At 72.0% G+C, this 22,798-nt stretch carries 21 protein-coding genes; 9 read left to right on the top strand and 12 right to left on the bottom strand.

Annotated features, from left to right (window positions below):
- Positions 1 to 172: 172 nt before the first annotated feature.
- From ACIO3O_RS39575 to ACIO3O_RS39550, 6 genes are all read right to left on the bottom strand, one after another.
- Positions 173 to 736 (bottom strand): hypothetical protein, encoded by a 564-nt coding sequence (locus tag ACIO3O_RS39575; protein WP_401754775.1) that lies wholly within the window; start codon positions 734 to 736, stop codon positions 173 to 175.
- A gap of 10 nt (positions 737 to 746) precedes the next feature.
- The gene (locus tag ACIO3O_RS39570; protein WP_401754773.1) at positions 747 to 1,187 is read right to left on the bottom strand and encodes a hypothetical protein; all 441 of its coding nucleotides are present in this window, start codon (positions 1,185 to 1,187) and stop codon (positions 747 to 749) included.
- Between the two features lie 47 nt (positions 1,188 to 1,234).
- Complete coding sequence (locus ACIO3O_RS39565) at positions 1,235 to 2,014, bottom strand: hypothetical protein (protein WP_401754770.1); 780 nt, start codon at positions 2,012 to 2,014, stop codon at positions 1,235 to 1,237.
- Between the two features lie 79 nt (positions 2,015 to 2,093).
- Positions 2,094 to 2,690, bottom strand: a complete 597-nt coding sequence (locus ACIO3O_RS39560; protein ID WP_401754767.1) for a hypothetical protein — start codon at positions 2,688 to 2,690, stop codon at positions 2,094 to 2,096.
- A 54-nt stretch (positions 2,691 to 2,744) separates the two neighbouring features.
- The gene (locus ACIO3O_RS39555) at positions 2,745 to 4,298 is read right to left on the bottom strand and encodes a hypothetical protein (protein WP_401754764.1); all 1,554 of its coding nucleotides are present in this window, start codon (positions 4,296 to 4,298) and stop codon (positions 2,745 to 2,747) included.
- Positions 4,299 to 4,370: 72 nt separating this feature from the next.
- Positions 4,371 to 5,870, bottom strand: coding sequence for a pyridoxal phosphate-dependent decarboxylase family protein (locus ACIO3O_RS39550; RefSeq protein ID WP_401754761.1), 1,500 nt, complete (start codon positions 5,868 to 5,870; stop codon positions 4,371 to 4,373).
- Positions 5,871 to 6,822: 952 nt separating this feature from the next.
- Between ACIO3O_RS39550 and ACIO3O_RS39545 the strand changes: the two genes are divergently transcribed.
- Both ACIO3O_RS39545 and ACIO3O_RS39540 read left to right on the top strand, forming a co-directional pair.
- A complete protein-coding gene (locus tag ACIO3O_RS39545) occupies positions 6,823 to 8,151 on the top strand; it encodes an aminotransferase class I/II-fold pyridoxal phosphate-dependent enzyme (RefSeq protein WP_401754758.1) in 1,329 nt (442 codons plus the stop codon).
- Positions 8,152 to 8,200: 49 nt separating this feature from the next.
- Positions 8,201 to 9,274 (top strand): MBL fold metallo-hydrolase, encoded by a 1,074-nt coding sequence (locus ACIO3O_RS39540; protein WP_401754755.1) that lies wholly within the window; start codon positions 8,201 to 8,203, stop codon positions 9,272 to 9,274.
- A 50-nt stretch (positions 9,275 to 9,324) separates the two neighbouring features.
- Here the strand turns inward: ACIO3O_RS39540 and ACIO3O_RS39535 are convergent, their stop codons facing one another.
- The gene (locus ACIO3O_RS39535) at positions 9,325 to 9,888 is read right to left on the bottom strand and encodes a DedA family protein (RefSeq protein ID WP_401754927.1); all 564 of its coding nucleotides are present in this window, start codon (positions 9,886 to 9,888) and stop codon (positions 9,325 to 9,327) included.
- A gap of 101 nt (positions 9,889 to 9,989) precedes the next feature.
- Positions 9,990 to 10,763 (bottom strand): MBL fold metallo-hydrolase, encoded by a 774-nt coding sequence (locus tag ACIO3O_RS39530; RefSeq protein WP_401754752.1) that lies wholly within the window; start codon positions 10,761 to 10,763, stop codon positions 9,990 to 9,992.
- 138 nt (positions 10,764 to 10,901) lie between these two features.
- Between ACIO3O_RS39530 and ACIO3O_RS39525 the strand changes: the two genes are divergently transcribed.
- The 5 genes from ACIO3O_RS39525 to ACIO3O_RS39505 all read left to right on the top strand — a co-directional run bounded on the left by ACIO3O_RS39525 (position 10,902) and on the right by ACIO3O_RS39505 (position 18,107).
- The gene (locus ACIO3O_RS39525) at positions 10,902 to 11,348 is read left to right on the top strand and encodes a hypothetical protein (protein ID WP_401754749.1); all 447 of its coding nucleotides are present in this window, start codon (positions 10,902 to 10,904) and stop codon (positions 11,346 to 11,348) included.
- 129 nt (positions 11,349 to 11,477) lie between these two features.
- Entirely contained in the window at positions 11,478 to 13,658 is a 2,181-nt protein-coding gene (locus ACIO3O_RS39520) for an alkaline phosphatase family protein (protein ID WP_401754746.1), read from the top strand.
- Between the two features lie 81 nt (positions 13,659 to 13,739).
- Entirely contained in the window at positions 13,740 to 15,116 is a 1,377-nt protein-coding gene (locus ACIO3O_RS39515) for an amino acid permease (RefSeq protein ID WP_401754743.1), read from the top strand.
- A 109-nt stretch (positions 15,117 to 15,225) separates the two neighbouring features.
- On the top strand, positions 15,226 to 16,287 hold the full coding sequence (locus ACIO3O_RS39510; protein ID WP_401754925.1) for an ATP-binding protein: 1,062 nt from the start codon (positions 15,226 to 15,228) through the stop codon (positions 16,285 to 16,287).
- 32 nt (positions 16,288 to 16,319) lie between these two features.
- Entirely contained in the window at positions 16,320 to 18,107 is a 1,788-nt protein-coding gene (locus ACIO3O_RS39505) for a hypothetical protein (protein WP_401754740.1), read from the top strand.
- Here ACIO3O_RS39505 and ACIO3O_RS39500 read toward each other — a convergent pair.
- From ACIO3O_RS39500 to ACIO3O_RS39490, 3 genes are all read right to left on the bottom strand, one after another.
- Positions 18,104 to 18,748 (bottom strand): hypothetical protein, encoded by a 645-nt coding sequence (locus tag ACIO3O_RS39500; protein WP_401754737.1) that lies wholly within the window; start codon positions 18,746 to 18,748, stop codon positions 18,104 to 18,106. The two genes, ACIO3O_RS39505 and ACIO3O_RS39500, sit on opposite strands and share 4 nt — an antisense overlap.
- A gap of 213 nt (positions 18,749 to 18,961) precedes the next feature.
- Positions 18,962 to 19,849: an LLM class flavin-dependent oxidoreductase gene (locus ACIO3O_RS39495; protein ID WP_401754734.1), complete on the bottom strand. Its 888-nt coding sequence runs from the start codon at positions 19,847 to 19,849 to the stop codon at positions 18,962 to 18,964.
- Between the two features lie 30 nt (positions 19,850 to 19,879).
- Entirely contained in the window at positions 19,880 to 20,824 is a 945-nt protein-coding gene (locus ACIO3O_RS39490) for an NADP-dependent oxidoreductase (RefSeq protein WP_401754731.1), read from the bottom strand.
- A 234-nt stretch (positions 20,825 to 21,058) separates the two neighbouring features.
- Between ACIO3O_RS39490 and ACIO3O_RS39485 the strand changes: the two genes are divergently transcribed.
- Complete coding sequence (locus tag ACIO3O_RS39485; protein ID WP_401754728.1) at positions 21,059 to 21,574, top strand: hypothetical protein; 516 nt, start codon at positions 21,059 to 21,061, stop codon at positions 21,572 to 21,574.
- On the opposite strand, the gene ACIO3O_RS39480 is transcribed toward ACIO3O_RS39485, so the two are convergent.
- Positions 21,543 to 22,349: a helix-turn-helix domain-containing protein gene (locus ACIO3O_RS39480; protein WP_401754725.1), complete on the bottom strand. Its 807-nt coding sequence runs from the start codon at positions 22,347 to 22,349 to the stop codon at positions 21,543 to 21,545. The genes ACIO3O_RS39485 and ACIO3O_RS39480 overlap by 32 nt on opposite strands.
- Positions 22,350 to 22,483: 134 nt before the next feature.
- On the opposite strand from ACIO3O_RS39480, the gene ACIO3O_RS39475 reads away from it, so the two are divergent.
- The gene (locus ACIO3O_RS39475; protein ID WP_401754722.1) at positions 22,484 to 22,789 is read left to right on the top strand and encodes a 4a-hydroxytetrahydrobiopterin dehydratase; all 306 of its coding nucleotides are present in this window, start codon (positions 22,484 to 22,486) and stop codon (positions 22,787 to 22,789) included.
- Positions 22,790 to 22,798 lie beyond the last annotated feature (9 nt).

Genomic DNA, 22,798 nt, shown 5'->3' with positions numbered 1-22,798 from the left:
ACCTTCTCTGGGGGGTTGGGGGTTTTTTCGTTGTTTGCCCGCGCCCCCCCGGGGGGGGGGGGGGGGGGGGGGGGCCCCCCCCCCCCCCCCCCCCCCCCACCGCTCCACGTGGACCGCTCGTTTCACGTGGAACGCTCGTTCACCACGGAAACCGTGGAAGTGGAACGGGACCTCAGACCGCGAGCACCCGCAGCGACGGGTGGTCGTAGGTGTTCAGGTACAGCTTCTCCTTGGTGCCGTCCTGCTCCAGCTCCACCACCAGCCGGTAGTGGTAGAGCCCCGGCTTCGCCGTGCTCAGGATCGTGCCCGCCCAGTAGTAGTAGACCGGGGTGAACTTGTCGCGCATCTTGTCCGGGCCGCCGTAGATCTTCAGCTCGGTCAGGATCTTCTTCTCCGCCACGTCCTCCTCGTCACCGATCTCGGTGTCCAGGACGACGATGTTGTTGATCTTCGGCATGGGCGGCCAGGTGCCGTCGGGCCGCTTCTCCATGTCGATCGGCCGGATGATCCAGTTGATCACCTGGCCCTGCTTGCAGAACGTCTCCAGGTGCCGGGTGCCCTGTCCGGTGCCGCCGACGCTGTTGTCCATCATGTAGATGGCGTTCTCCAGCGACTTCTCCCGGATCGCCCGCTCCATGTTGACGATCGTGACGATGTTCAGCTGAACGGAGTTCAGCTGTCCGGGATTCTGCTTCTCCTGGTCCTGCACGCCGGTGTTGCGCGTCATGGTGCTCAACGTTCCTCCTCTAGCCGAACAGGAAAGACGACTGGTGGCTGGTGACGGGCTCGGTCCGGGTGCCGACCCGGTACCTGATCCTGTACGGGACCGCCTCGCCCGGCACCGTCTTCACGGTCGCCGTCCAGTACGAGACGTCCGTCCCCGGGTAGACCTTGCGCACCGGTTCGGCCACCGCCGGGTCGATCTCGATGCCGTCGATGGCGACGTACGCCTCACACTCCAGGGCCAGCGGCGACCAGACCAGCGTGTCGCCCGTCCGTACCTTGGTGCGCAGGGACTCGGTGCCGAACCCGGTCGATCCGCCGGTCCGGTTGGTGTCGTACATGTACACGTGGCCGTCGGTGCTCAGGGACGCCAGTACGCCCACGATGTCCACGACCGCGCTGATGGCGATGGGTCGTTGGTTGATGGCGCGCGGTGCGGACCGCGGCTTCGCTTTGGTGGTCATCTGCTCCTCCTCGTCCGTCTGTTGTCGATGGGGGTGGTGCGCACGCGCTACGAGAGGGGCAGGAAGTTCAGGCCTGCGCCGGTGAAGGCGTTCCGCTTGGGCTCCGAGGTGATCCTCAGGAAGGACTCGCAGGTCAGGTTGACCGGCTCCCAGAGCATCTCGGTGCCCTGCTCGACCAGCTTGTGCAGCTGGATCTTCATCGTGTACGCGTACGTGCCGGGGCGGGAGGTGTCGACGGTCGCCGACCAGTACCAGCCGTCGGTGACCATGTCGGGGGAGCCGTACTCCGCCGGGTACATGATCTTCTCGTCCACGGCCTCGCCGTAGATGTCGGTGATCACCGGGGCCGGGTAGCTGACGGCCGCGGTCGAGTCCGCGGCCACCACCTTGCCGGTGATGTCCAGGACCTTGGTGTCGGCGGGGCCCCGGGTGCGCCGGGTGTTCTTGACCTTGGTGCCGACGCTCCGCTGGAGCTGGGCCAGCTGCGAGGAGGTGTCCGTGCCCTGGGCGCCCTGCTGGACGATCGTCTGCAGCTCGGCCAGCGCCTGCTGGTCGGTCTGCCGGGCCCGGTCGGCCTGGTAGCCCTTGGGGACCGTGGGCGGGATGGAACCCAGGCTGTAAGGGAGCCAGTTGAGCACCTGCTCGCTGGCCTGGGAGCCGTCGCTCCAGTAGGAGCCGTTGATCGCGGTCACCAGCTTGCCGGTGCCCTCGTTCTCGGAGCCCTGGAGCTTCATGTTGTCGAACAGGTAGGTGTTGTCCTCCAGGGACTTGGCCTCCAGTGCGTTGGCCACGTCCACGAGCACGATGATCGCTAACTGCTGGGGCATGAGCCCGCCTTCCTCGACTGATCCGTTCCTGTGGTGTGCGCGCAGTCCATGGGGTGCGCCGCGTGCGTCCCGGGCGCCGTCACTGACGCGGGGCCTCGGCCACCAGCGCGGCCGACTCGACCGTCAGGGTGCTCCGCAGGCCCTCGTACATCTGGAGTTCCAGCCGGTACCTCAAGGGGGTGCCCGGGGTCACGTGGAAGGGGACCACGCCCGACCAGACGGCGAGTTCCAGGTTCTCGTACGTCTCCTTGTGGCCGTTGGACTGGTGCACGGCGCCGCCGTTGTCCCGGTCCTGGGCGAGCCCCTGCGAGGTGCCCCGGGTCGTGTCCTGCCTCGCCCGGGACGTGTCGTGCCCCGCCCGGGACGTGTCCTGCCGGCTGCCGTGCGTGCTGTGGGACGCGCCGTTGCCCCGGTGGCTCTGCTCGTCCTGGCCGATGAAGGTGATGCTCTTGATCTCCACCGGCGTCTGGAGGTCCACCGCCAGCGCGGTCCACTGGACCGTCTGGCCGGGGCTGACCACGGTCTGGAGCTGCGTCGTGCCCTGGCCCCGGCTGTCGTGCGGGCTGTCGTCGATCAGGCAGAGGTTTCCGTTGCCGAGCGTGCCGTCGGACAACGCGCCGATCACATCCACCACGGCGACGATGTTGACTTTCTGCTGTACTGCCGCTGTTGTCACTGGTGCCACTCCTGTCGCGTGCTTTCGGGAGTTCTCTTGACCCGTCGGGCAGGCCTAGCCGCGGTCGCGGACCAGGGGGACCTTCCCGACGTCGGTGCGCTCGATCTCGGCCGACATCCGGTGCACGAACTTGACCTGGAACTGGTAGCCGGTCTTCTCGATCGAGGCGGGATTCGCCTCCCCGTGGTTGAACAGCGAGAGCGACCGGGGGAGGGAGTTGAGGAAGGTCTGCCGCAGCCCGTGGGGGCCCAGCGCCGTGTCGAGGCTGTACGTCAGCCCGGCGACGTCGTCCACCGAGGCGATGAACACCAGGGTCTTCGCCTCGCGGTAGTTCACGAACTGCACCTCGTGCGCCACCGCGTCCAGGTCCACCCCGGTGTTCGCCCGCAGCTCGTCGCGCAGCGCCTCGAACGCCCGCGCCGCCGAGTACTGGCTGTCGTTGAGGTGCAGTACGTCACCGGTGCGCCCCGCGAACTCGAACTGCTGGGTCTTCAGGCCCGGCCCGTCCAGCCGCGGCCGCCGGATCATCCGGTCGCCCAGCTTGAGGCGCAGCAGCGGGGTCTCGTGGGCGTGCAGCCGGGTGACGACGAGCTCGCCCTCCTCGCCCTCGGCGACCCACCGGCCGTCCTTGTCGACGATCTCGATGAAGTGCAGACCGGGCACCGAGGCCAAGTACGGGGAGTCCTCGGTGAGTTGGAGGCCGATGGTCTCCGCCTGGGTGGCGGCGAAGTAGCTGAGGATGGCGAGGTTGGGGTACATCGCCCGCAGCTCCGCCCGCTTGCGCTGGGCCAGCACCCCGCTGCCGTACAGGGCGACCCGGAAGCTCTCCTTGGCCTCCTGGCTCATTCCGGCGCCCAGGTCGCTGAGGATCGCGATGCCCGCGGTGATGCCCATCAGCGCCTTGGGGCCCGGGTAGGAGAACATGTGCTCCAGGACCGGGGCGGTGACCGGTCCCGCGCCGATGTAGTTGACGCCCGGCACATGGCTCAGCACCCCGCCGACCATGGTGCCGCTGCTCCACATCTGGTAGTCGGCGAGGGTGGTCATCAGCCACTTGGGGTCGGTGCCGGGCAGGTGCTTGCCCAGTTGGTACGTCCCCATGAAGTCACCGGCGATGCGGTAGGTGTCCTCCAACTCGCGCAGGGAGTAGACCACTTCGAGCGGACGGCCGCCGCTGGTGCCGCCGCTGGCCACCACCTCGAACCCGCCGTGGTGCAGGGGCACCACCATGCCGGGCCGCTCGTCCATGAAGAAGTCCCGCTGCACGTCCTTGTCGGACAGCGGCACCCGCTGCCAGTCGCGGTACGAGGCGGGCGCACCGGTGATGCCCGCCTCGGTGAGCCGGGCCCGCCACAGCGGGTTCAGCCGGGCGGTGTTCACCAGCTGCTGGAGGCGGCGCAGCACCAGGGCGTCCTGCACGGCGTGCGGGAGTTCGGGGTACGGGGCCTGGTAGGCGGCCGCGGCCTCCACCAGCTTGCCCGCGAAGGTGGGCAACGCCCGGACGGCGCCGACCGACTGGGGGTTCCACTCCCAGTCCGGAATCAGTCGCGTCGCCAGTGCGGTGGCCTCGTCCGTCGGTATCGGAGGCAGCGCAGAGAGAGTGGTCATACGGCAAGTCCCTTGCTCGAACGGTGTGCGGCCGGGTGCGGCCGTGGGGAGGAGGGCCGGGGGTGTGCCCGGTCAGCCGTGGAGCAGCTCTTCGCCGGCCTTCCGGATCTCGCTCAGCAGCATCCGGAAGTGCTCGACGGTGATGTGGTGGTTCATCATCACGACGCGGAGCGCGGCCACTCCGTCGACGTTGACCTTGGAGAGGAAGAAGTTCCCCTGCCGCTTGATCCGGTTGCGGATGGCGACCTGGAGGCGGTGCGTCTCGTCGGCCCTGATCAGGTCGGAGGGCCGGTAGCGGAAGCACAGGATGTTCGACTCGGGCCGGTGCAGGGCGTCGAAGTCCGGCTCCTGCTCGACGACCCGGTGGGCCTCGGCGGTCAGGTCGCAGAGGTAGTCGATCTTCTCCGCGAACAGCGCCCGGCCGAACACCGACCACAGCGTCCACAGCGGCATGATCATCGGCCGCTTGGTGCACTCGAAGTTCTTGCCGCCGCTGTCCAGGTCGGTGTAGACGTCCGGCTCCTCGTCGAACACGTAGCTCGCCTGTTGCCGGAACGCGCCGAGTGCCTTCTCCCCGTTCCGGTAGAAGAGCAACGTGCAGGGCGCGGGGACGAACATCATCTTGTGGGCGTCCCAGGTCAGCGAGTCCGCCTTCTCGATGCCCTTGAGCTTGGCGCGCTGCTTGTCCGACACCAGCAGGCTCGCCCCGTGGGCCCCATCGACGTGCAGCCAGATGCCCTTGCGGCGGGCCAGGTCGGCGAGTTCGTCCAGCGGGTCGAAGGCGCCGAGCGAGGTGCTCCCGGCGGACGCGACCAGGCAGAAGACCTTGAGGTTGCGTTGCTCGGCCGCCTCCAGCACGTGGGGCGCCTGCTCCACGCAGATCTGCTTGGCGTCGTTCAGGGGCAACCGCACCAGTTGGTCCTCGCCGATGCCGAGCACTCCGGCGGCCCGGGAGACGCTGTAGTGCACGTCCGCGCCGACCGCGATGGCCGGACGCGGCAGCCCGGCCAGTGCGCTGCCTCCCTCGGCCCAGTACTGGGGGTACGTGGCGTTGCGTGCGGCCAGCAGGGCGGTGAGGTTCGCCAGCGAGCCGCCGGAGGTGGTGATCATGTCGAAGCGGTCGGGGTCGAAGCCGATGAACCGGTTGAGCTCGCCCGCCATCAACTGCTCGGCCACGTTGGGGAGTTGACCTGCCTCGTAGAAGGACGACGGCTGATTCACGACGGAGCTGACGAAGTCCACCACGCCGGACAGGGGTACCACGCCGGAGAACTGCCGGCCCATGGAGCCGGGGGAGTGCACCGGGATGCCGGTCCGGATGTAGAGGTCCAGGATCGCCCCGAGCCGCTCCTCGTCGAAGGGGTGGACACGGTCGCTCTCCGGGGCCATCAGCGCCTGTGCCGCTTGGGTGAGTGCGGCGGGCCTGATGAGTTCGAGACCCCTGATGGAGAGGTCCGACAAGTGTTTTTCCAGCCTGCCGAGGGCCGATTCGGAGTTCTCCCGGAACAACTGCGGGTCAAACGCTTCGAGCAGTAAACCGGCGGCGGGGTCCTCTGGCCGGGACTGCGTCATGGCGGCCTCCTTGGAGAAAGGGCTGAATGCCCATTGCGTGGTCTGTTTCCGGGCAGGGGAGACGTCGTCCCGGAAAGCATGGAGAAATGAAAGTGAAGGGGCGGGCGGTTCGGCGATTTCGCACAGGGGAGTTCCGAAACGCTCGTTCCTGCCCGCGCGGAATTGTTGAGTACGGCGTGCGGGTGTTGTTCGGCTGAATGCCGGGGCGCATGGGGTTGTCCACCGTGCGCCGCGCGGGTTCGCCGGCCGGGCGATGGCCTGCCCGAGGGCTGGGGGCAGCGCCGGAACGCGGAAGGTCGTGCCTGGTGGCCGAGGTCCTGGTGGGAGCTGTCCGGCCATGCTTCGGCGACAGGTCACGCCGCCTGATCGAGGGTCCGCGTTCCCCCGGAGAATGTGATGCCGTATACCAGCGACTGCCCCCCTCGGACATACGTGGTCCACCGCGGCGAAAGAATTCTGCATCCCGACCGGTTTCTCCCCAGTAACCGGACGGGACGCAGAGCGCACTCCATTTCGTGCGACCTGCTACGCAATGTTGTCGCTCTCTTACAGAACTGACAATAGGCCCTGCGGTTCCGCCGTGGCGCGGTGCACGTGCAGATGTCCGGAAAGCATGCGCCGAGTTGGTCTGCACCTACCTTCGGTACGTGCCAGCGTCACAGGTCAGGCACCCTTTCGGGGTGGGGGTGAAAACCCCTTGCGGGGTGCGCGGGTGTCTGTTTCCGGCAGGTGGGGAAGGGGGCTTCTCGGCCGAACGGCGCAAAGTCGTATCCCGTTTCCGGATCGTGAAATGACGCCCTGGTTAATCAGGGGTGACACGTGACCCACGGGGTGGCGGGGGTGCTCCGCCGCGCACGGGAGGCGGTGTGCTGCAGAGCTACGTATAAAGGGCAAAGGGGTCAGGGTGGATGCCCTGACGACGTGGACCCGGCACCCGGCGGAGGTTTCAGGCATGCAGCGGACGGCTCCCGAGGACCCCGCGCGCGCCGGAGAAGGCACCGCACCGGACCCGGAACAGGATTCCGCACCGGCATCCGGCCGGGAGGACGCCGCACCGGCATCCGACCGAGGGCGGGTGCGGCACGGGCCGCCCGCCCCCGACCCCGGTCTGCCCGTCCTGCCGGAGCTCGCCGCCGTCCTTGCCGCCGCCGCGGGCCGCACCGTCAGCGAGCCGCCCGGCGGGAGCGCTGCCCTGCGCGCGGCGGCCGTCGGCCACTGGCGGCGTCGCGGCATCGGCGTCGCGGCGGACGACGTCGTCGCCGCCCCGGGCGGACCGCCGCTGCTGTTCGCCCTGATGGCCGCGGCCGGGGGCGATGTGCTGCTGCCCCGGCCCTGCCCCGCCTGGTGGGCCGCCCAGGTGCGGCTGCTGGCCGGGGTCCGCTCGTCCTTCCACGTACCCACCCCGGCCGAATGCGGCGGCGTACCCGATCCGTACGCACTCCTGGAGACCGTGACGCGGATACGGGCCGAGGGCGGGCGGCCCCGGCTCCTGCTGCTGTCGGTGCCCGACGACCCGACGGCGACCCTCGCCCCGCCCGAGACGGTGCGCGCCGTCTGCGAGGTGGCGCTCGCCGAGGGGCTCACCGTGGTCAGCGACGAGACCTGGCGCGACACCGTGCACCGGCCCCGCGAGACGGTGTTCTTCAGCCCCGCCGAGATGTTCCCCGACCACGTCGTCGTCCTGTCCGACCTCGCGGGCGCCCTCACCCCCACCACCTGGCCCGTCGCCGTCGCCCGGCTGCCCGCCACCGCGGCGGGCGCCGCCCTGCGGGCCCGCGCCCTGGACGTCCTGGCCGCGCTCGGCGCGACCGTCCCCGCGCCGGTCGCGGAGGCCGCCGCGTACGCCCTGCACGACCCGGAACCGGTCGTCGAGCGGGCCGCCGCGGCCGCCGCGCTGCACGCCCGCGTCCAGGCCGCCGTGCACCGGGCGGTCCTCGACGCGGGGGCGCTCGCCCTGCCCCCGGTCGCCGGACGGCACCTCTACGCCGACCTCGGCCCGCTGCGCGAGGGCCTCGCCGAACGCGGCGTCACCGACTCCATGGAGCTGGAGGAGTACCTCACCGCCCGCCTGGACACCCCCGTTCCCGGCGGCCACCGCTTCGGCGACTCCCTGGGGGCCCTGCGCGTCCGTCTGTCCACCGCGCCCCTGCTGGGAGCAACCCCCGCACAGCGCACGGAGTCCCTGACGGCACGAGACCCGCTTGAACTGCCGCATCTGGAGCAAGCGTTGAACCACCTGGGAGCGGCCCTCGCCGAACTGGGCCGCGCCCGCCGCACATGATGCCGACGCACCGGCCGCACCGCTGTACGCCACCGAACGGAGCCTCTCGATGACGGAACAGACCGAACTCACCGACCCTCCGGAACGCTCCGCCGGCCGCACCCCCGGCGGCCTGGCGGAGCGCCCCCGCCCGGCCGCGCCCGCCCCGGCCCCCCTCACCCGTACCGTCGGCGAGGTCCGCGCCACCCCCTGGCCGCGCACCTTCGCCGACCGCCTCACCGCCCCGCTCCCGGGCGTACGGGCCCTGGCCAGGCTGGCCCGCGAAGGCGCCATCCGGCCGGGGCGGGACGGGCTGCGGGACATCTCCCGGCTGCCGTACGAACCCGGGCCGCTGCCCGTCGTCGACGCCGCCACCGTGGCCGTCACCTGGGCGGGGCACGCCAGTTGGGTGGTGCGCATCGGCGGGCTCACCGTGCTCACCGACCCGGTGTGGTCCCGCAAGATCCTCGGCACACCGCCCCGGGTCACGCCGGTGGGGGTGCGCTGGGAGGACCTGCCGCCCGTCGACGCCGTCGTCATCAGCCACAACCACTACGACCACCTCGACGCGCCCACCCTCAAGCGGCTGCCCCGCGACACCCCGCTGTTCGTCCCGGCGGGCGTCGCCCGCTGGTGCCGCCGACGCGGGTTCACCCGGGTCACCGAGCTGGACTGGTGGGAGGGCGCCGAACTCGGCGGCGTACGGCTGGACTTCGTACCCGCCCACCACTGGAGCAAGCGCTCCCTGACGGACACCTGCCGCACGCTGTGGGGCGGCTGGGTGCTGTCGGACGGGCGCGGGCAGCGGGTGTACTTCGCGGGCGACACCGGGTACGGGCACTGGTTCCGCGAGATCGGCGAGCGCCACCCCGGGATCGACCTCGCCCTCCTGCCCATCGGGGCGTACCACCCCAGGTGGTGGCTCCAGGACGTGCACATGGACCCGGAGGAGGCGGTCCGGGCCTGCGGCGACGTGGGCGCCCGGCGCATGGCCCCCATGCACTGGGGGACCTTCGTCCTCTCCGCCGAACCGGTCCTCGAACCCCTGACCCGGGTCCGCGCCGCGTGGTCCGCCTCGGGACGCCCCCGCGAGGACCTGTGGGACCTGGGCGTCGGCGCCTCGCAGGTACTGAACAGGTACTGACCTGGTACTGACCAGGTGCGTGCTGACCCGACGCGGGTGGGCCGGGGCGCTCAGGCGGCCCCGGCCGACCCCCGCACGCGACGCCACAACGACGGCACCCCGCTGATCAGCAGCGTCACCGCGATCGCCGCCACCACCCCTTCCCACGGACGGGCGAAGAGGGTTCCGCCCAGGACGCCGATGAGCTGGTACGCCGCCGCCCACGCCAGGCAGGCGGGCACGTCGCCCCGGGCGAAACGCCGGATCGGCATCTTCGCCAGCAGGCACGCCAGCATCACCGGGATCCGCCCCGCCGGAACCAGCCGGGAGAGCGTCAGGACCTGGGAGCGGTGCTCCTCCAGCTTCCGCTGTGCCTGCTCCAGCCGTTGCTTCGGCGCCCGCTTGCGCAGCGCGTCCAGCCACTTCGAGCCGTGCTCCGAGCGGACCCCGCGCACCCCGAGCCAGTACAGCGCCAGGTCCCCGACGAAGGCCGCGGCGGCCGCGACCAGGAAGACGACGAGCAGGGACAGGGCGGGCACGCTCTGGTGCAGGGCGACCACGGCCGCCGTGCTGACCAGCGCGCCCGTGGGCACCACCGGCACCAGGGCCCCCAGCACCACCAGCGCGAAGAGCATCGGATAACCGACCGCCTGCTGGGTCGCCTCGGCGGGCACCTTCACGTCCACCGCCTGCGCCGCGTCCAGCACCCACTGTGCCGACGCCCATCTCGCACCGCTCACCGCGCGTCCTCCGTCCGCACGCTCTCGCCGTGCTCCAGTCTGTGCACCGCCACCTTCGGCGCGAGCACGGCCGCCTTGCGGACGAACTCGGCCCCCGGCGCGTGGAACTCGTGCGGCCGCACCCCGTCCAGCCCGATCGGCCAGTACGTCCCGTAGTGCACCGGCACCGCGTGCCGGGGGTCCAGTTCCGCCAGGGCCTGCGCCGCCCGGCCCGCGTCCAGGTGGCCCGGGCCCAGGTTCGGGCCCCAGCCGCCGACCGGGAGCAGCGCGGTGTCGATCGGGCCGACCGTCTCGGCCATGCGGTCGTAGTGGCCGGTGTCCCCCGCGAAGTAGGTCGCCGACGCGCCCTCGACGACGTACCCCAGGGCCGGGCAGCGGTGCGGGCCGATCGGCAGGCGGCGTCCGTCGTGCTCGGCGTGCACCGCGCGGACGGTCAGGGCGCCCACCCGCAGCGTCTCGTCGGCGGCCAGCTCCGCCGTACGGAAGCGGCGCAGGGCCGGGACCGCGCGCAGCGCGCCGCGGGGCACGACGACGAGCGTGTCCGGGGCCAGCCGGGAGAGGGAGGGCAGGTGCAGGTGGTCGGAGTGCAGGTGGGAGATCAGGACCGCGTCGGCGCGGGCCGCCTCGGCGGTCGGCAGCGCACCCCGGCGCCGCCGCAGGTGCGCGAAGCGCCGTACGAACAGCGGGTCGGTGAGGACTCTCGTCCCGGAGTCCTCGACCGTGCAGGTGGCATGACCCCACCAGGTGATGACCGTTCCCGCGCTGCTCACAGTGATGCGCACTCCTTCCGCGACGTCCGATCCACCCTACGGCGCTCCCGAAGGCGCACCGCGCCACCCGTTCACGCCTCCTCGTCGCCCGGACGATCGGAGTAGGGTCGTCCGCGACAGCGGCGAAGGGGACGGGTCATGGGCGAGTCGCGTACGCACTCCGCGGAAGCGGCCGCACCCCCCCGGGACGTCCGGGTCGTGGTCATCGCCAGTCTCACCCCCCTCGAAGAGCTCGACCGCGACCCCTTTCTGGTCGACACCCGCAGCCAGCACGCGATGTGCGCCCGCTGGGCCGCCGACAAGGGGTACGTCGTCGCCCGCCAGCTCGTCGTGCACGCCCTGCCGCACGACCACCGCGCGCTGTGGGCCGACATCGACGCCGGACACGTCGACTTCTTCGTCACCGCCAACGAACGCGTCCTGGACCGTGCCGTGCGCTCCGTCGACGACTTCTTCGCCGAGTGCGAGCGGCGCGGCGTCCGGCTGGAGACGGCCGGGCTCGACGAGCCCGTCTACAGCGCCACCATGAAGGCCGAGGTGCACCGCAGGCTCTCCATGCCGACCGCCGGATACGACGGCTGCTGACCTCGCCCAAGGCACTGTGTCCCGTTGTGTCTGGGTTGATTCGGGAGTGCCCCGCCCGCTGTGACAGGCTGGCCGGACACGTGGGTCCGCTCTGCGGGTCCGGGTACGTGGGCCGGGTACGTGGGTCGGATGCAGACGAACAGAGGTGGACGCGGCGTGGTGGCCGAAGGGCGTTGGCGAAGAATCAGCTGGCGGCGGGCGGGCGGCACGCTCCTGCGCGTCATCACCGTGTGGGCGGTGTCCACCCTCACCATGCTGGCGCTGGCCGGAATCCTCCCCGAGTTCCAGCTCCAGGGCGACGACTCCGAGTCGCTCACCGACGTCGCCCTCACCGCCGCCTGGGCAGCCGGGGCCTTCGGGCTGCTGTCCGCGCTGGTGTGGCCGGTCGTGGTGCGCGCGCTGCTGCTCGTACCGGCACTGGTGCTCGGGCTGCTCGCCTTCTTCCTCAACGGGTCCCTGCTGCTCGTCGCGCTGAGCGTGCTGCCCCGGGGCAGCGGGGAGGCGGACCCCGAGACCGCCGTCGTCGTCGCGGCCGTCATGTCGGCCGTCGCCTCCGCCACCTCCACCGCGCTCGCCGTCCGCGACGACGAGGCGTACCGGCGCAGGCTCTCCCGGCTCGCCCAGCGCCGCCGGGGCGGCAAGCGCGACGCCGGACGGCACGGCATGCCAGGCACCGTCTTCCTCCAGCTCGACGGCCTCGGCCACGACACCCTCCGGCGGGCCCTGGACAAGCAGCTCATGCCCACCCTCGCGGCCCTGCTGGAGGGCGACCTGCCCAGCCACCGGCTGACCCCCTGGCGCACCGACTGGTCCAGCCAGACCGGCGCCAGCCAGCTCGGCATCCTGCACGGCTCCAACCACGACGTGCCCGCCTTCCGCTGGTACGAGAAGGAGACCGGGCGCACCATGGTGTGCTCCAGCCCGGCCAGCACCGCCGAACTCCAGCAGCGCGCCATCGAGCACACCGGCGACGGCGGCCTCCTCACCTACGACGGCGCCAGCCGCGGCAACCTCTTCTCCGGCGGCGCCGACCAACTCGCCCTGGTGCTCTCCATCGCCGCCCGCCGCGGCCCCAACAACCGCTCCCGCGCCGGGTACTTCGCGTACTTCTCCGACCCCGCCAACGCGGTCCGCACCGCCATGTCCTTCGTCACCGAGGTCTGCCGCGAGATCCACTCCTCGGTGCGCTCCCGGCTGCGCAAGGAGACCCCGCGCGTCGGGCGCGGCGGCCTCTACCCCTTCATCCGGGCCTTCGCCACGGTCGTCCAGCGGGACGTCGTGGTCGCCGCCGTCATAGGGGACGTCCTGTCGGGGCGCACCGCCATCTACGCCGACCTCGTCTCGTACGACGAGGTGGCCCACCACTCCGGGCCGCGCAGCCGCGACGCCGACAAGATCCTGCGCCGCGTCGACCGGTCGGTCGCGCTGATCGCCAAGGTCGCCGAGCACGCTCCGCGCGCGTACCGGATCGTCCTGCTCTCCGACCACGGCCAGAGCCCCGGCGAGACCTTCGAGGGCCGCTTCGGGCTCACCCTGCGCGACTACGTGCGCGCCAGCTGCGGTCTGTCCGTGCCCCGCCGCGCCCAGCGCACCAGGAGCGGCGCCGAGGCCCGCGACGCCGTGCGCACGGTGCTGCACCGGCCGGTCGACCTGGCCGAGGCCGCGCACTCCCACCCCGCCGGGTCCGACGCCTCCGACCCCATCGTGATGGCCTCCGGCAACCTCGGGCTGATCAGCTTCCCCGACATCGAGGGGCGTGCGTCGCGGGAGGAGATCGACCGCCGTCACCCCGCTCTGCTGCGCATGCTGGCCGGCCATCCCGGCGTCGGCTTCCTGCTCGTGCGCAGCGAGGAGCACGGGGCCGTGGTGCTCGGCGCCAAGGGCGTGGAGGTCCCGCTGGCCGAACTGCGCGACGGCGAGGGCCCGCTGACACCCTTCGGTGCGGGCGCGGCCGACGCGATCCGGCGCACCGACTCCTTCCCGCACACCGCCGACCTCATGGTCAACTCCTCGTACGACCCCGAAACGGGCCGCGTGCACGCCTTCGAGGAGCAGATCGGCTCGCACGGCGGCCTCGGCGGCGAGCAGACCCGCCCGTTCCTGCTGTGGCCCCTCGCGATGTCCCGACCGGTCCCCGAGGGCGAGGAGATCGTCGGCGCGGAAGCCGTTCACCAGGTGTTCCGTCGCTGGCTGCGCGAATGCCAGGGGCCGCAGGTGCCCGTCGGCACCGCGCAGGAATCCCGGCCGGACGCACAAGCGGAAGGAGTATTTCCGGTTGCAAGCCGCGCCGTACAGGATGAAAAGGCGTGATTTTGCGCATGCTTCCCCGTACCCGACCATGGGCGTCGCCCGGCGACCCTGGGCACTTCGTACGGCGAGAGGCACCACCCCATGCACGACACCGGAACCGCTGCGCAGTCGGAGCCGGCCGAGGACAGTGACGGCCAGAGCAGGCATTCACGGCGATTCGGCCTTTTCGCCGCAACCACCCTGGTCATGGGCAACATCATCGGCGGCGGAATCTTCCTGCTCCCCGCGTCCGTCGCCCCCTTCGGCACCATCAGCCTCCTCGCCTTCGGCGTCCTGACCCTCGGCGCGATCTGCCTCGCCCTGGTCTTCGGCAAGCTGGCCAACCAGCACCCGCAGACGGGCGGCCCGTACGTCTACGCCCGCGAGGCGTTCGGCGACTTCGCCGGATTCCTCGCCGCCTGGAGCTACTGGATCACCGCCTGGGTGTCCAACGCGGCGCTCGCCGTCGCGGCCGTCGGCTACCTCGACGTCGTCTTCCCGCTGGGCGACTCCAAGTTCGCGATGATGCTGGCCGCACTGGTCGTGCAGTGGCTGCCCGCCGCCGCCAACTTCGCGGGCACCCGCTACGTCGGCGCGGTGCAGGTCGTGGCGACGGTGCTGAAGTTCGCACCCCTGCTGCTGGTCGCGGTCGGCGGGCTCTTCAGCTTCCGTACGGAGAACCTCGGCCCGTTCCAGGCCAGCGGGTCCGGGGCGGTCGGCGCGGTGTCCGCGTCCGCCGCGATCCTGCTCTTCTCCTACCTGGGCGTCGAATCGGCCGCCGTCAGCGCCGGTGAGGTCCGCAACCCGCGCCGCAACGTCGGCCGCGCCACCATCTTCGGCACGCTCGGCGCCGCCTTCGTCTACCTGCTGGGCACGCTGTCCGTCTTCGGCAACGTCCCGCACGACAAGCTGGTCGACTCCGGCGCGCCGTTCTCCGACGCCGTGAACAACATGTTCGGCGGTACCTGGGGCGGCACGGTCGTGGCCTGCGCCGCCGTCATCTCCATCCTCGGCGCGCTCAACGGCTGGACGCTGCTCAGCGCGCAGACGCCGTACGCGGCCGCCAAGGACGGCCTGTTCCCGCAGGTGTTCGCCACCAAGAAGCGCGGCGTCCCGACCGTCGGCGTCATCGTGACGGTGATCCTGGCGTCGCTGCTGACCGTCTACAACTACACGGCGGGCTCGGACGGCGTCTTCGAGATCCTGGTGCTGGTGACGACCTTCACCGCCACGGTGCCGTACCTCCTGGCGACCGCCGCCCAGCTGTACTTCCTGCTCTCCGGGCAGTCCGAGCGGGTCAACCGGGGGCGGCTGGTCCGGGACGGCGTCCTGGCGGCGCTCGCGGCCGGCTTCTCGATGTGGCTGGTCGCCGGATCGGGGTACGCGGCGGTATACCAGGGCGTGCTGTTCCTGTTCGCGGGCGTGATCGTGTACGCGTGCATGTCGGCGCGGAAGAAGCGGGCGGCCGCCGCTTCCTGAGGATCCTCCCGGGAGGGGCGCTTAATTCGGATGCGGGGCGATGTCCGGTACGCACATGATGGTGCGTACCGGACATTCGTTTACCCCAGCCCCCGTGAGGAACCACCACGTGCAGGCAGCCGTCACCGTCACTCCCGCCCAGATCCCCGAGCTGCTGCTCGGCCTCGCGACCGTGCGGCCCGTGTTCCTGTGGGGCGCGCCCGGCATCGGCAAGTCGTCGCTGGTGCGGAAGTTCGCGGACTCGCTGGGGCTGGAGTGCGTGAGCCTGCTCGGTACGCAGCTGGCGCCCGAGGACCTGATCGGGGTGCCGCAGATCCGGGACGGGCGGTCGGTGTTCTGCCCGCCGGAGGCCATCGCGCGCGACGAGCCGTACTGCCTGTTCCTGGACGAGCTGAACGCGGCGACGCCCGACGTCCAGAAGGCCTTCTACTCGCTGATCCTGGACCGCAGGATCGGCTCCTACGAGCTGCCCGCCGGGTCGATCGTCATCGGGGCCGGAAACCGGTCCTCCGACAACGCGCTGGCCCGCCCGACCGCCTCCGCCCTGGTCAACCGGCTCACCCACGTGCACCTGCGGGCATCGGCGACGGACTGGCTGGTGTGGGCGGGCGAGAACGGCATCCACCCGTGGGTGGTCGACTACCTCGGCGACCGGCCCGACCACCTCTGGTCGCCCGCACCGAAGGCCGAGGAGCCGTTCTCCACGCCCCGCTCCTGGCACATGCTCTCCGACGCCCTGCACTCCTTCGGGCCGACGCTCGACGAGGAGACCCTGAAGGTCGTCGCCCACGGCACGCTGACCCCGGCGCACGCGGTGTCCTTCTGCGGCTACGCGAAGATCGTCCGTCATGCGTACGGGCTCGACGCGATCCTCAAGGGCGACGCGACCTGGCCGAACCGGCTGCAGGACCGGGACCTCCTGTACTACCTGGCGGAGGCCTTCCGGGGACGGCTCGCGAAGGAACTCCCGGCGCAGAAGGCGCACGTCTCGCCGAGCATGCAGCAGGTGGCGTACCGGGCGAAGGCGCTGCTGGTGCAGCTGGCGGAGATCTCGGTGGAGGTGGCGCAGACGGTGATCGCGGAGGACGCGGACGGGCAGCCGGTGCTTCCGGCGTGGTTCCTGGTCGAGGCGGCCCGCGACATGCCGCGCCTGGTCGAAGCCCGCAAGTAGGGCGTGCGCGCCCTTCCCTCCCCAGGAGCCCCATGCCCCCCGCCAAGAAGAAGAGCGACCCCGCCGCCGAAGCCTTCGCGGCCGGGCTCGCCCTCGTCAAGCGCAACCCCGCCCTCGCCGCCGTCGACGCCACCGTCTGCCGCGGCGAGAAGTGCACCCAGGTGTCGTACGACGGCCTCGTCAGCGTCGACTCCAACGGCACCCTGCACGCCCACCCCCAGCGCCGCGCCGACCCCCGCGACTGGGCCTGGGCCCTCGCCCACGGCCTCCTCCACCTCGGCTTCGGGCACGTCCCCGCGGACAAGGGCGAACGGCCGCAGCCCACCCCCGCCCAGCTCGCCGCCCGCTGCACCGTCGTGAACCGGTTCCTGGCCGACTCGCCCGTCGGCCGTGCCCCGGACGGGCTGACCGCCTCCTACCCGGGCAGCGACGAGGAGGAGCTCGCCGCCCGCTGGCACCGCGACGGGATCCCGGACGTCTTCCGGCACGGCGGTACGAACGGCAGCGAGCCCGACCAGGTCCTCACACCCTGGCACCACTGGGGCCAGCGCGTGCCCGACCACCAGCTCGCCTTCGCGCACGCCCTCACCCGGACCGTCTCCGCCGCCATGGACGTCGCGGGCGGCCGCCGCGACACCCTCACCGGGGAGCGGCAGAGCCAGCACCCCTGGGACCGGGCGCTCAACTGGTTCGTGTCGTCCTACCCGTTGCTCGGCGGGATCGCGGCGGGGCTGAAGGTCGTCGCCGACGCCGAACTGGCCCGTGCGCACGACATCTCCATCGCCGCCGTCGACGCCGCCGCCGGGGAGATCTACGTCAATCCGCTGCGCCGCTTCGAGGAGGAGGAGTGGCGGTTCGTCCTCGCCCACGAGATGCTGCACGCCGCCCTGCGCCACGGGGAGCGTGCGGGAGGACGGGACCCGTACCTGTTCAACGTCGCCGCGGACTACGTCATCAACGGGTGGCTCGTGGAGATGCGCGTCGGGGAGATGCCCGAAGGGCTGTTGTACGACGCCGCGTTGAAGGGTCTTTCGACGGAGGAGGTGTACGACCGGATCGCCACCGACCTGCGGAGGAAGCGGCGGCTCGCCACCCTGCGGGGGAAGGGGCGCGGGGACATCCTGGACCGGCCCGTCGGGCGGGTGCGCGACTACGTCGACCTGGACGAGTTCTACCGGCGCGGTCTGACCCGGGGCTTCGACCTGCACGCGTACGGCGAACGGGGGCTGCTGCCCGCCGGACTGGTGGAGGAGATCAAGGCGCTCAGCCACCCGCCGGTGCCCTGGGACGCCCGACTGGCCCGCTGGTTCGACGAGTTCGTGCCCCGCCCCGAAGCGCTCAGGACGTACTCCCGGCCGTCCCGTCGGCAGGCCTCCACCCCCGACATCCCGCGCGCCGGGCGGTACTTCCCGCCCGAGGAGATCGCCCGCTGCACCTTCGGCGTCGTCCTCGACACGTCCGGGTCGATGGACCGCACGCTGCTCGGCAAGGCGCTGGGCGCCATCGCCTCGTACGCGGAAGCCCGCGACGTACCGGCCGCACGCGTCGTGTTCTGCGACGCGGCGCCGTACGACGCGGGCTACCTGGCGCCGACCGAGATCGCCGGACGGGTACGGGTGCGGGGGCGCGGCGGGACCGCGCTCCAGCCCGGCATCGACCTGCTGCTGCGGGCCGACGACTTCCCGGCGTCGGCGCCGCTGCTGGTCATCACGGACGGGTGGACGGACGTCCTGCGCATCCGGCGCGAGCACGCGTTCCTGATCCCGCAGGGGGCGTCCCTGCCGTTCACGGCGCGCGGCCCGGTCTTCCGGGTGCGCTAGCCCAGGCCGACACCGCCCGCCGCGGTCTTCTTGCGGCGGCGCAGCACCAGCACCCCGCTGCCCGCGAGCAGGGCCGCGCCCACGCCCGCACCGATCGCCACGCCCGGCGCCATGCCCAGCAGCGTGCCGTCCGAGCCGTCGGCCAGCTCCACGCCCTCCGCCTTCGCGCCCGCGGGCAGCAGGTCCATGTCGCTGGAACACACCACCGGGACCTGCGACTTGGGCAGGTACGCGCAGACCGTGCTGGCCGCCCGCAGCGCGCCCGCCTGCTCCGCGCCCAGCGTCGCCGACGACGTCAGCACCGTCTTGCCGTGCGCCCGCACGTCCGCCGTCCACACCGCCTTGCCGCCCGCCACCTTCGCCTGCTGGTCCGCCGTGGCGCCGGAGACGCCGGTGGGCAGCTCCTGCTCGATGCGCAGCCCGGCCAGGTTGGCCGCGCCCTGGTTCTGCACGGTCACCGTGTAGGCGAGCCGGGAGCCCGAACTGACGGTGTCCACACCGTTGGAGAGGGCGATCGACATGGGCGGGGGAGCGGCCGCCGGGGGGTTCTTGTCATCGGCGGCAGCGGGGCCGGTCGCGGCGAGCAGCACCAGGGGTACGAGAGCGGCGGCACGGGTGGCGAGACGGGTGAAGGCGGGCATGGAGTCCCCTCCGGGAAGGCCGTGGGAGGCGTCGGCCGCGCAGGGCGGAGGCCGTGCGGGGCCGGGCCGAGGATCGGGGCCCATCCGAGCACCGCCCACCGGCTCCGCCCGCCCGACCGGGCCGCCGACCCGCCGGGATTCACCCGCCCGTACGCGTCACGAGGGGGCGTGCGCGGACTCCGCGCACGCCCCCTCGTCTTGCCCATGTCCTGCCTATGCCGCGCCCAACGTCTCCCGCACCAGCGGCGCGACCTCCTTCGCGAAGAGGTCCGTCTGCCGGTCTCGGTCGTCCTCCGGCCAGAACACGAACGCGTTCATCCCGGAGTCGCGGTACAGCGTGACCAGGGTGTCCGCCCACTGCCGTGCGGTGCCGTGGAAGGGGTCCGCCGACTCGGTCCCGGAGACCAGCCCCGCCACGTTGTACAGCTTGCGCAGCCCTTCCAGCTCCGCCGGATCGCGGCCCGCCTTCTCGGCGCCCTCGGCGATCAGGGCGTTGCCCCGGGCGAGTTCGGCGGGCGGGAAGTACATGTTCGACACCACCCAGCCGTCGGCCTTCGCGCCCAGCAGCCTCAGTGCGCGCGGGCCGGTCACACCGAGCCAGATGCCCAGGTTGCCGTCGGCGGCCGGGGGCCCGGGGTGGGCGCCCTTCACCGCGTAGTGGGTGCCGTCGGTGCGCACCGAGCGCTCCCGGCTCCACACCGCGCGGATCACGTCGACGGCGTCGCTCAGCGCGCCGAGCGCCTCGCCGGGCGTGCGGCGTTCGCCCCCGTACGCCTCGATGGCGTCCCAGAACGCGCCCGCGCCGAGACCGAGTTGCAGCCGCCCGCCGGACAGCAGATAGGCGCTGGCGGCCGACTTGCCGAGCACGGCGGGCGGTCTCAGCGGCAGATTGGCCACGGCGGGCAGCACGATCAGCTTCTCGGTGTACGCGAGAATCCAGTTGGCCAGCGTCCAGGTGTCGTAGAACGCGGGCTGGTACGGGTGGTCCTGGACGGTGATGATGTCCAGCCCGGCCTCCTCGACGCGCTGGGCATGGAGGATCGGGCGCAGCGGATCGTCCCAGGTGGGGTCGACGTTCGCACCGAGTAGCAGGGGAAGCATGCGGGGAACCTTTCGAGGTGGGGGATCGGGCTAGGGAACGATCAGCGTCTTGCCGCGCGCCCCGCCCGAGCGGCTCTTCGCGACGGCCTCCGGTGCCTTCTCCAGCGGCACCCGCGCCTCGACGTCGATCTTCAGCCGCCCCGCGTCGACGGCCTCGGCGAGCGTGGCGAGCAGGTCCCCGCTCGGCGCCATCTCGAAGCCGATGGCCTCCACCCCCTTCGGGGCCAGCGCCGGGTCCTCCTGGTGCAGGCTGGTCAGGGCCACACCGCCGTCGTGCACCAGGGCCGCGCTCGCCGCGAAGTCCTCCTTGGTGCGCGAGACCAGGTCCACGAGCGCGTCCACCCCGTCCGGGTACTCGTCGCGCACGGCCGCCGTCAGGTCCTGGGTGGTGGTGTCGACGGTGACGGCCGCGCCCAGCGAGCCCATCCGCTGCCGCGCGTCCCCGCGGACGACGGCCAGCACACGCACGTCCCGCGCCGCGGCCAGCTGGGTGAGGTACGTGCCCACGCCACCGCCCGCCCCGATGAGCAGCAGGCTCTCACCCTCCCGCACGGCCGCGGCCTCAAGAATCTGCGCGGCGGTCATCCCCGCCACCGGCAGGGCCGCCGCGTCGGCCAGCGGTACGCTCCGGGGCGCCCGGGCCAGCGGCGCGTCCTCCGACACGCTCACGTACTGGGCGTACGAGCCCCTGCCGAGCGCTGCGCCGCCCACCTGCCCGAAGACCTCGTCCCCGACCGCGAACCGGGTCACCCCGTCGCCCACGGCGGTCACCGTCCCGGCGAAGTCCGCGCCCAGGACCAGCGGAAACACATGCGGCGCGACACCGTCGAGCAGGCCGTCGGCGATCAGCCAGTCGACGGGGTTGAGCCCGGCCGCGGCGACCTTCACGACCATCCGGCCCGGTTCCGCGACCGGATCGGGCACCTCGACGGCCTCGGGGACGGCCCGGAACGCGCTGACGGCTACGGCACGCATGACGGATTCACCTTCTCTGCGGCGGCGGGCCCCGGGGAGGTCCAGGAGGTCCCATATGTCACTTTCGTCACATACGAACCAAGGATCCCCGCTCCTCATTCCCCCCGCACATCGGCCCCGCGAGCAGGCCGCCGGGCCGCCGTCCGTAACGGGCGGGGGGTGCGGCGCGTTGGCCGGACCATGAAGACCCTCCGGATCACGAGGCTCCCGCGACCCGTTCGGGCCCCGCGCGCCGTGCGGCCCCGCCACCGTGCCGTCGCGCTCGCCGCCGCCGCCGTCCTCGGCGCGTCGGGCTGGATGGCGTACGACAAACTCGACGCCTACGGCCGGACGACCGAGTGCTTCCTGTCCTACGACACCGCCGACGACCGCCAGGTCGCGTTCGCCGCCGCCGACGTCTTCGAGGGCCGGGTGCTGGACCACGACGGGCCGGAGCTGCTCGACACCCTGCCCGTGGACACGTACGAGGTGGCAGTGGGCGCCCGCCACAAGGGCGACCTGCGCGGCACCGTCACCGTCATCCACACCCGCAACGGCTCCGACCGCCTGAAACCCGGCTCCTCGTACGTCTTCGCCACCCGGCGTTGGCGCGAGGGCGACGGGGTGTTCGACGCGGCCGGGCACTGGATCCTCGCGGGCACCACCCCCGCCCCCGCCGGACGCGGGGCCGTCGCCGCGCACTGGCGGGGGGCGGTGGCGCACGCCGTGGACCCGGAGGCTATGCGGCGGCCCGCTCGCGCAGGTAGGTGACGGTGTCCGGGTCCGCGGGGAGCATCGTCTCGATGGCCAGCTCGGCGACCGTCACGTCCATGGGCGTGTTGAACGTCGAGATCGACGACACGAACGACAGCACCCGCCCCTCGTGCTCGATCCGCAGCGGCAGCGCGAAGTACGCCTCGGGCGGCTCCGGCTCCCGGCTCGCCCCGTCGTGGCCGGGCGGCAGCGGATACGCCGCGACCTCGTCGTACAGCGCACGCAGCGGGGCCGACCTGAGCAGGGCTATCTGCCGCTCCATCTGGTGCAGCAGGTGCCCGCGCCACTGGGGGAGATTGCGGATGCGCGGGGCCAGGCCCTCGGGGTGCAGGGCCAGTCGCATCGCGTTCGGCGCGGCGAGGAGGTGCTCGGCCACACCCCCGAGCAGCGACCCGATGCCCCCGTTGGAGGCGATGACGTTGTACGTGCCGTCCACGACCAGCGCCGGGTACGGCTCGTACCCCCGCAGCAGCTGGTCGATCCCGGCACGCAGCGCGCCCATCGCCGGGTCGTCCAGCGGCGTCTCGGCGAACTGCGGGGCGTAACCGGCCGCCAGCAGCAGGTCGTTGCGGTCCCGCACGGGCACATGCAGGTGCTCGGCGAGCCGCAGCACCATCTCGGCACTGGGCCGCGACCGGCCGGTCTCGATGAAGCTGATGTGCCGGGCCGACGAATCGGCCCGCAGCGCCAGCTCCAGCTGGCTGAGCCGCCGGGTCTCGCGCCAGTGGCGCAGGAGGGCGCCAACTCCGGTTTCGGTGGAGAGGGTTGTCATGCCACGAAGGTAGCCGCAAGCCCGGCCCGGGGGCCTGCCCCGGCGGGACGGACATGCGATCCGGGTGCAGGGTGACCCCTGGAGCGAGATGGTGGGAAGCTGATCCGTACAACGCAGGCGAAGGGAGTCCGGCCATGGCCACGGAGCCGTTGTCGCAGAAGGACATCGAGGACCGGCTGCGGGAGCTTCCCGGGTGGGCGTGGGAGGAGGACCGCCTCACCCGTACGTACGGGTTCGGTTCGCACCTGGCCGCTGCCGCGATGGTCGTCCATGTGGCGCAGATCCAGGACGAGTTGGACCATCACGCGGACATCGTGCTGGGCTACCGCACGCTGGGGCTGGCCGTGAACACGCACAGTGCGGGCGGGGTCGTGACGGAGAAGGACTTCGAGCTGGCCCAGCGGGTCGAGGAGATCGCGCCGGGCCACCGCGCGGACTGAGGTCCCGTG

The sequence above is a fragment of the Streptomyces sp. NPDC087440 genome (assembly GCF_044744005.1).
GTDB lineage: Bacteria > Actinomycetota > Actinomycetes > Streptomycetales > Streptomycetaceae > Streptomyces.
This window is presented reverse-complemented; position numbering and strand designations above follow the sequence as displayed.

Coding starts and splice junctions, on each gene's coding strand:
- ACIO3O_RS39570 (WP_401754773.1), bottom strand. CDS start 1,187: ATGACCACCAAAGCGAAGCCGCGGTCCGCACCGCGCGCCATCAACCAA.
- ACIO3O_RS39565 (WP_401754770.1), bottom strand. CDS start 2,014: ATGCCCCAGCAGTTAGCGATCATCGTGCTCGTGGACGTGGCCAACGCA.
- ACIO3O_RS39555 (WP_401754764.1), bottom strand. CDS start 4,298: ATGACCACTCTCTCTGCGCTGCCTCCGATACCGACGGACGAGGCCACC.
- ACIO3O_RS39550 (WP_401754761.1), bottom strand. CDS start 5,870: ATGACGCAGTCCCGGCCAGAGGACCCCGCCGCCGGTTTACTGCTCGAA.
- ACIO3O_RS39545 (WP_401754758.1), top strand. CDS start 6,823: ATGCAGCGGACGGCTCCCGAGGACCCCGCGCGCGCCGGAGAAGGCACC.
- ACIO3O_RS39540 (WP_401754755.1), top strand. CDS start 8,201: ATGACGGAACAGACCGAACTCACCGACCCTCCGGAACGCTCCGCCGGC.
- ACIO3O_RS39535 (WP_401754927.1), bottom strand. CDS start 9,888: ATGCTCTTCGCGCTGGTGGTGCTGGGGGCCCTGGTGCCGGTGGTGCCC.
- ACIO3O_RS39525 (WP_401754749.1), top strand. CDS start 10,902: ATGGGCGAGTCGCGTACGCACTCCGCGGAAGCGGCCGCACCCCCCCGG.
- ACIO3O_RS39520 (WP_401754746.1), top strand. CDS start 11,478: ATGCAGACGAACAGAGGTGGACGCGGCGTGGTGGCCGAAGGGCGTTGG.
- ACIO3O_RS39515 (WP_401754743.1), top strand. CDS start 13,740: ATGCACGACACCGGAACCGCTGCGCAGTCGGAGCCGGCCGAGGACAGT.
- ACIO3O_RS39505 (WP_401754740.1), top strand. CDS start 16,320: ATGCCCCCCGCCAAGAAGAAGAGCGACCCCGCCGCCGAAGCCTTCGCG.
- ACIO3O_RS39500 (WP_401754737.1), bottom strand. CDS start 18,748: ATGCCCGCCTTCACCCGTCTCGCCACCCGTGCCGCCGCTCTCGTACCC.
- ACIO3O_RS39495 (WP_401754734.1), bottom strand. CDS start 19,849: ATGCTTCCCCTGCTACTCGGTGCGAACGTCGACCCCACCTGGGACGAT.
- ACIO3O_RS39490 (WP_401754731.1), bottom strand. CDS start 20,824: ATGCGTGCCGTAGCCGTCAGCGCGTTCCGGGCCGTCCCCGAGGCCGTC.
- ACIO3O_RS39480 (WP_401754725.1), bottom strand. CDS start 22,349: ATGACAACCCTCTCCACCGAAACCGGAGTTGGCGCCCTCCTGCGCCAC.
- ACIO3O_RS39475 (WP_401754722.1), top strand. CDS start 22,484: ATGGCCACGGAGCCGTTGTCGCAGAAGGACATCGAGGACCGGCTGCGG.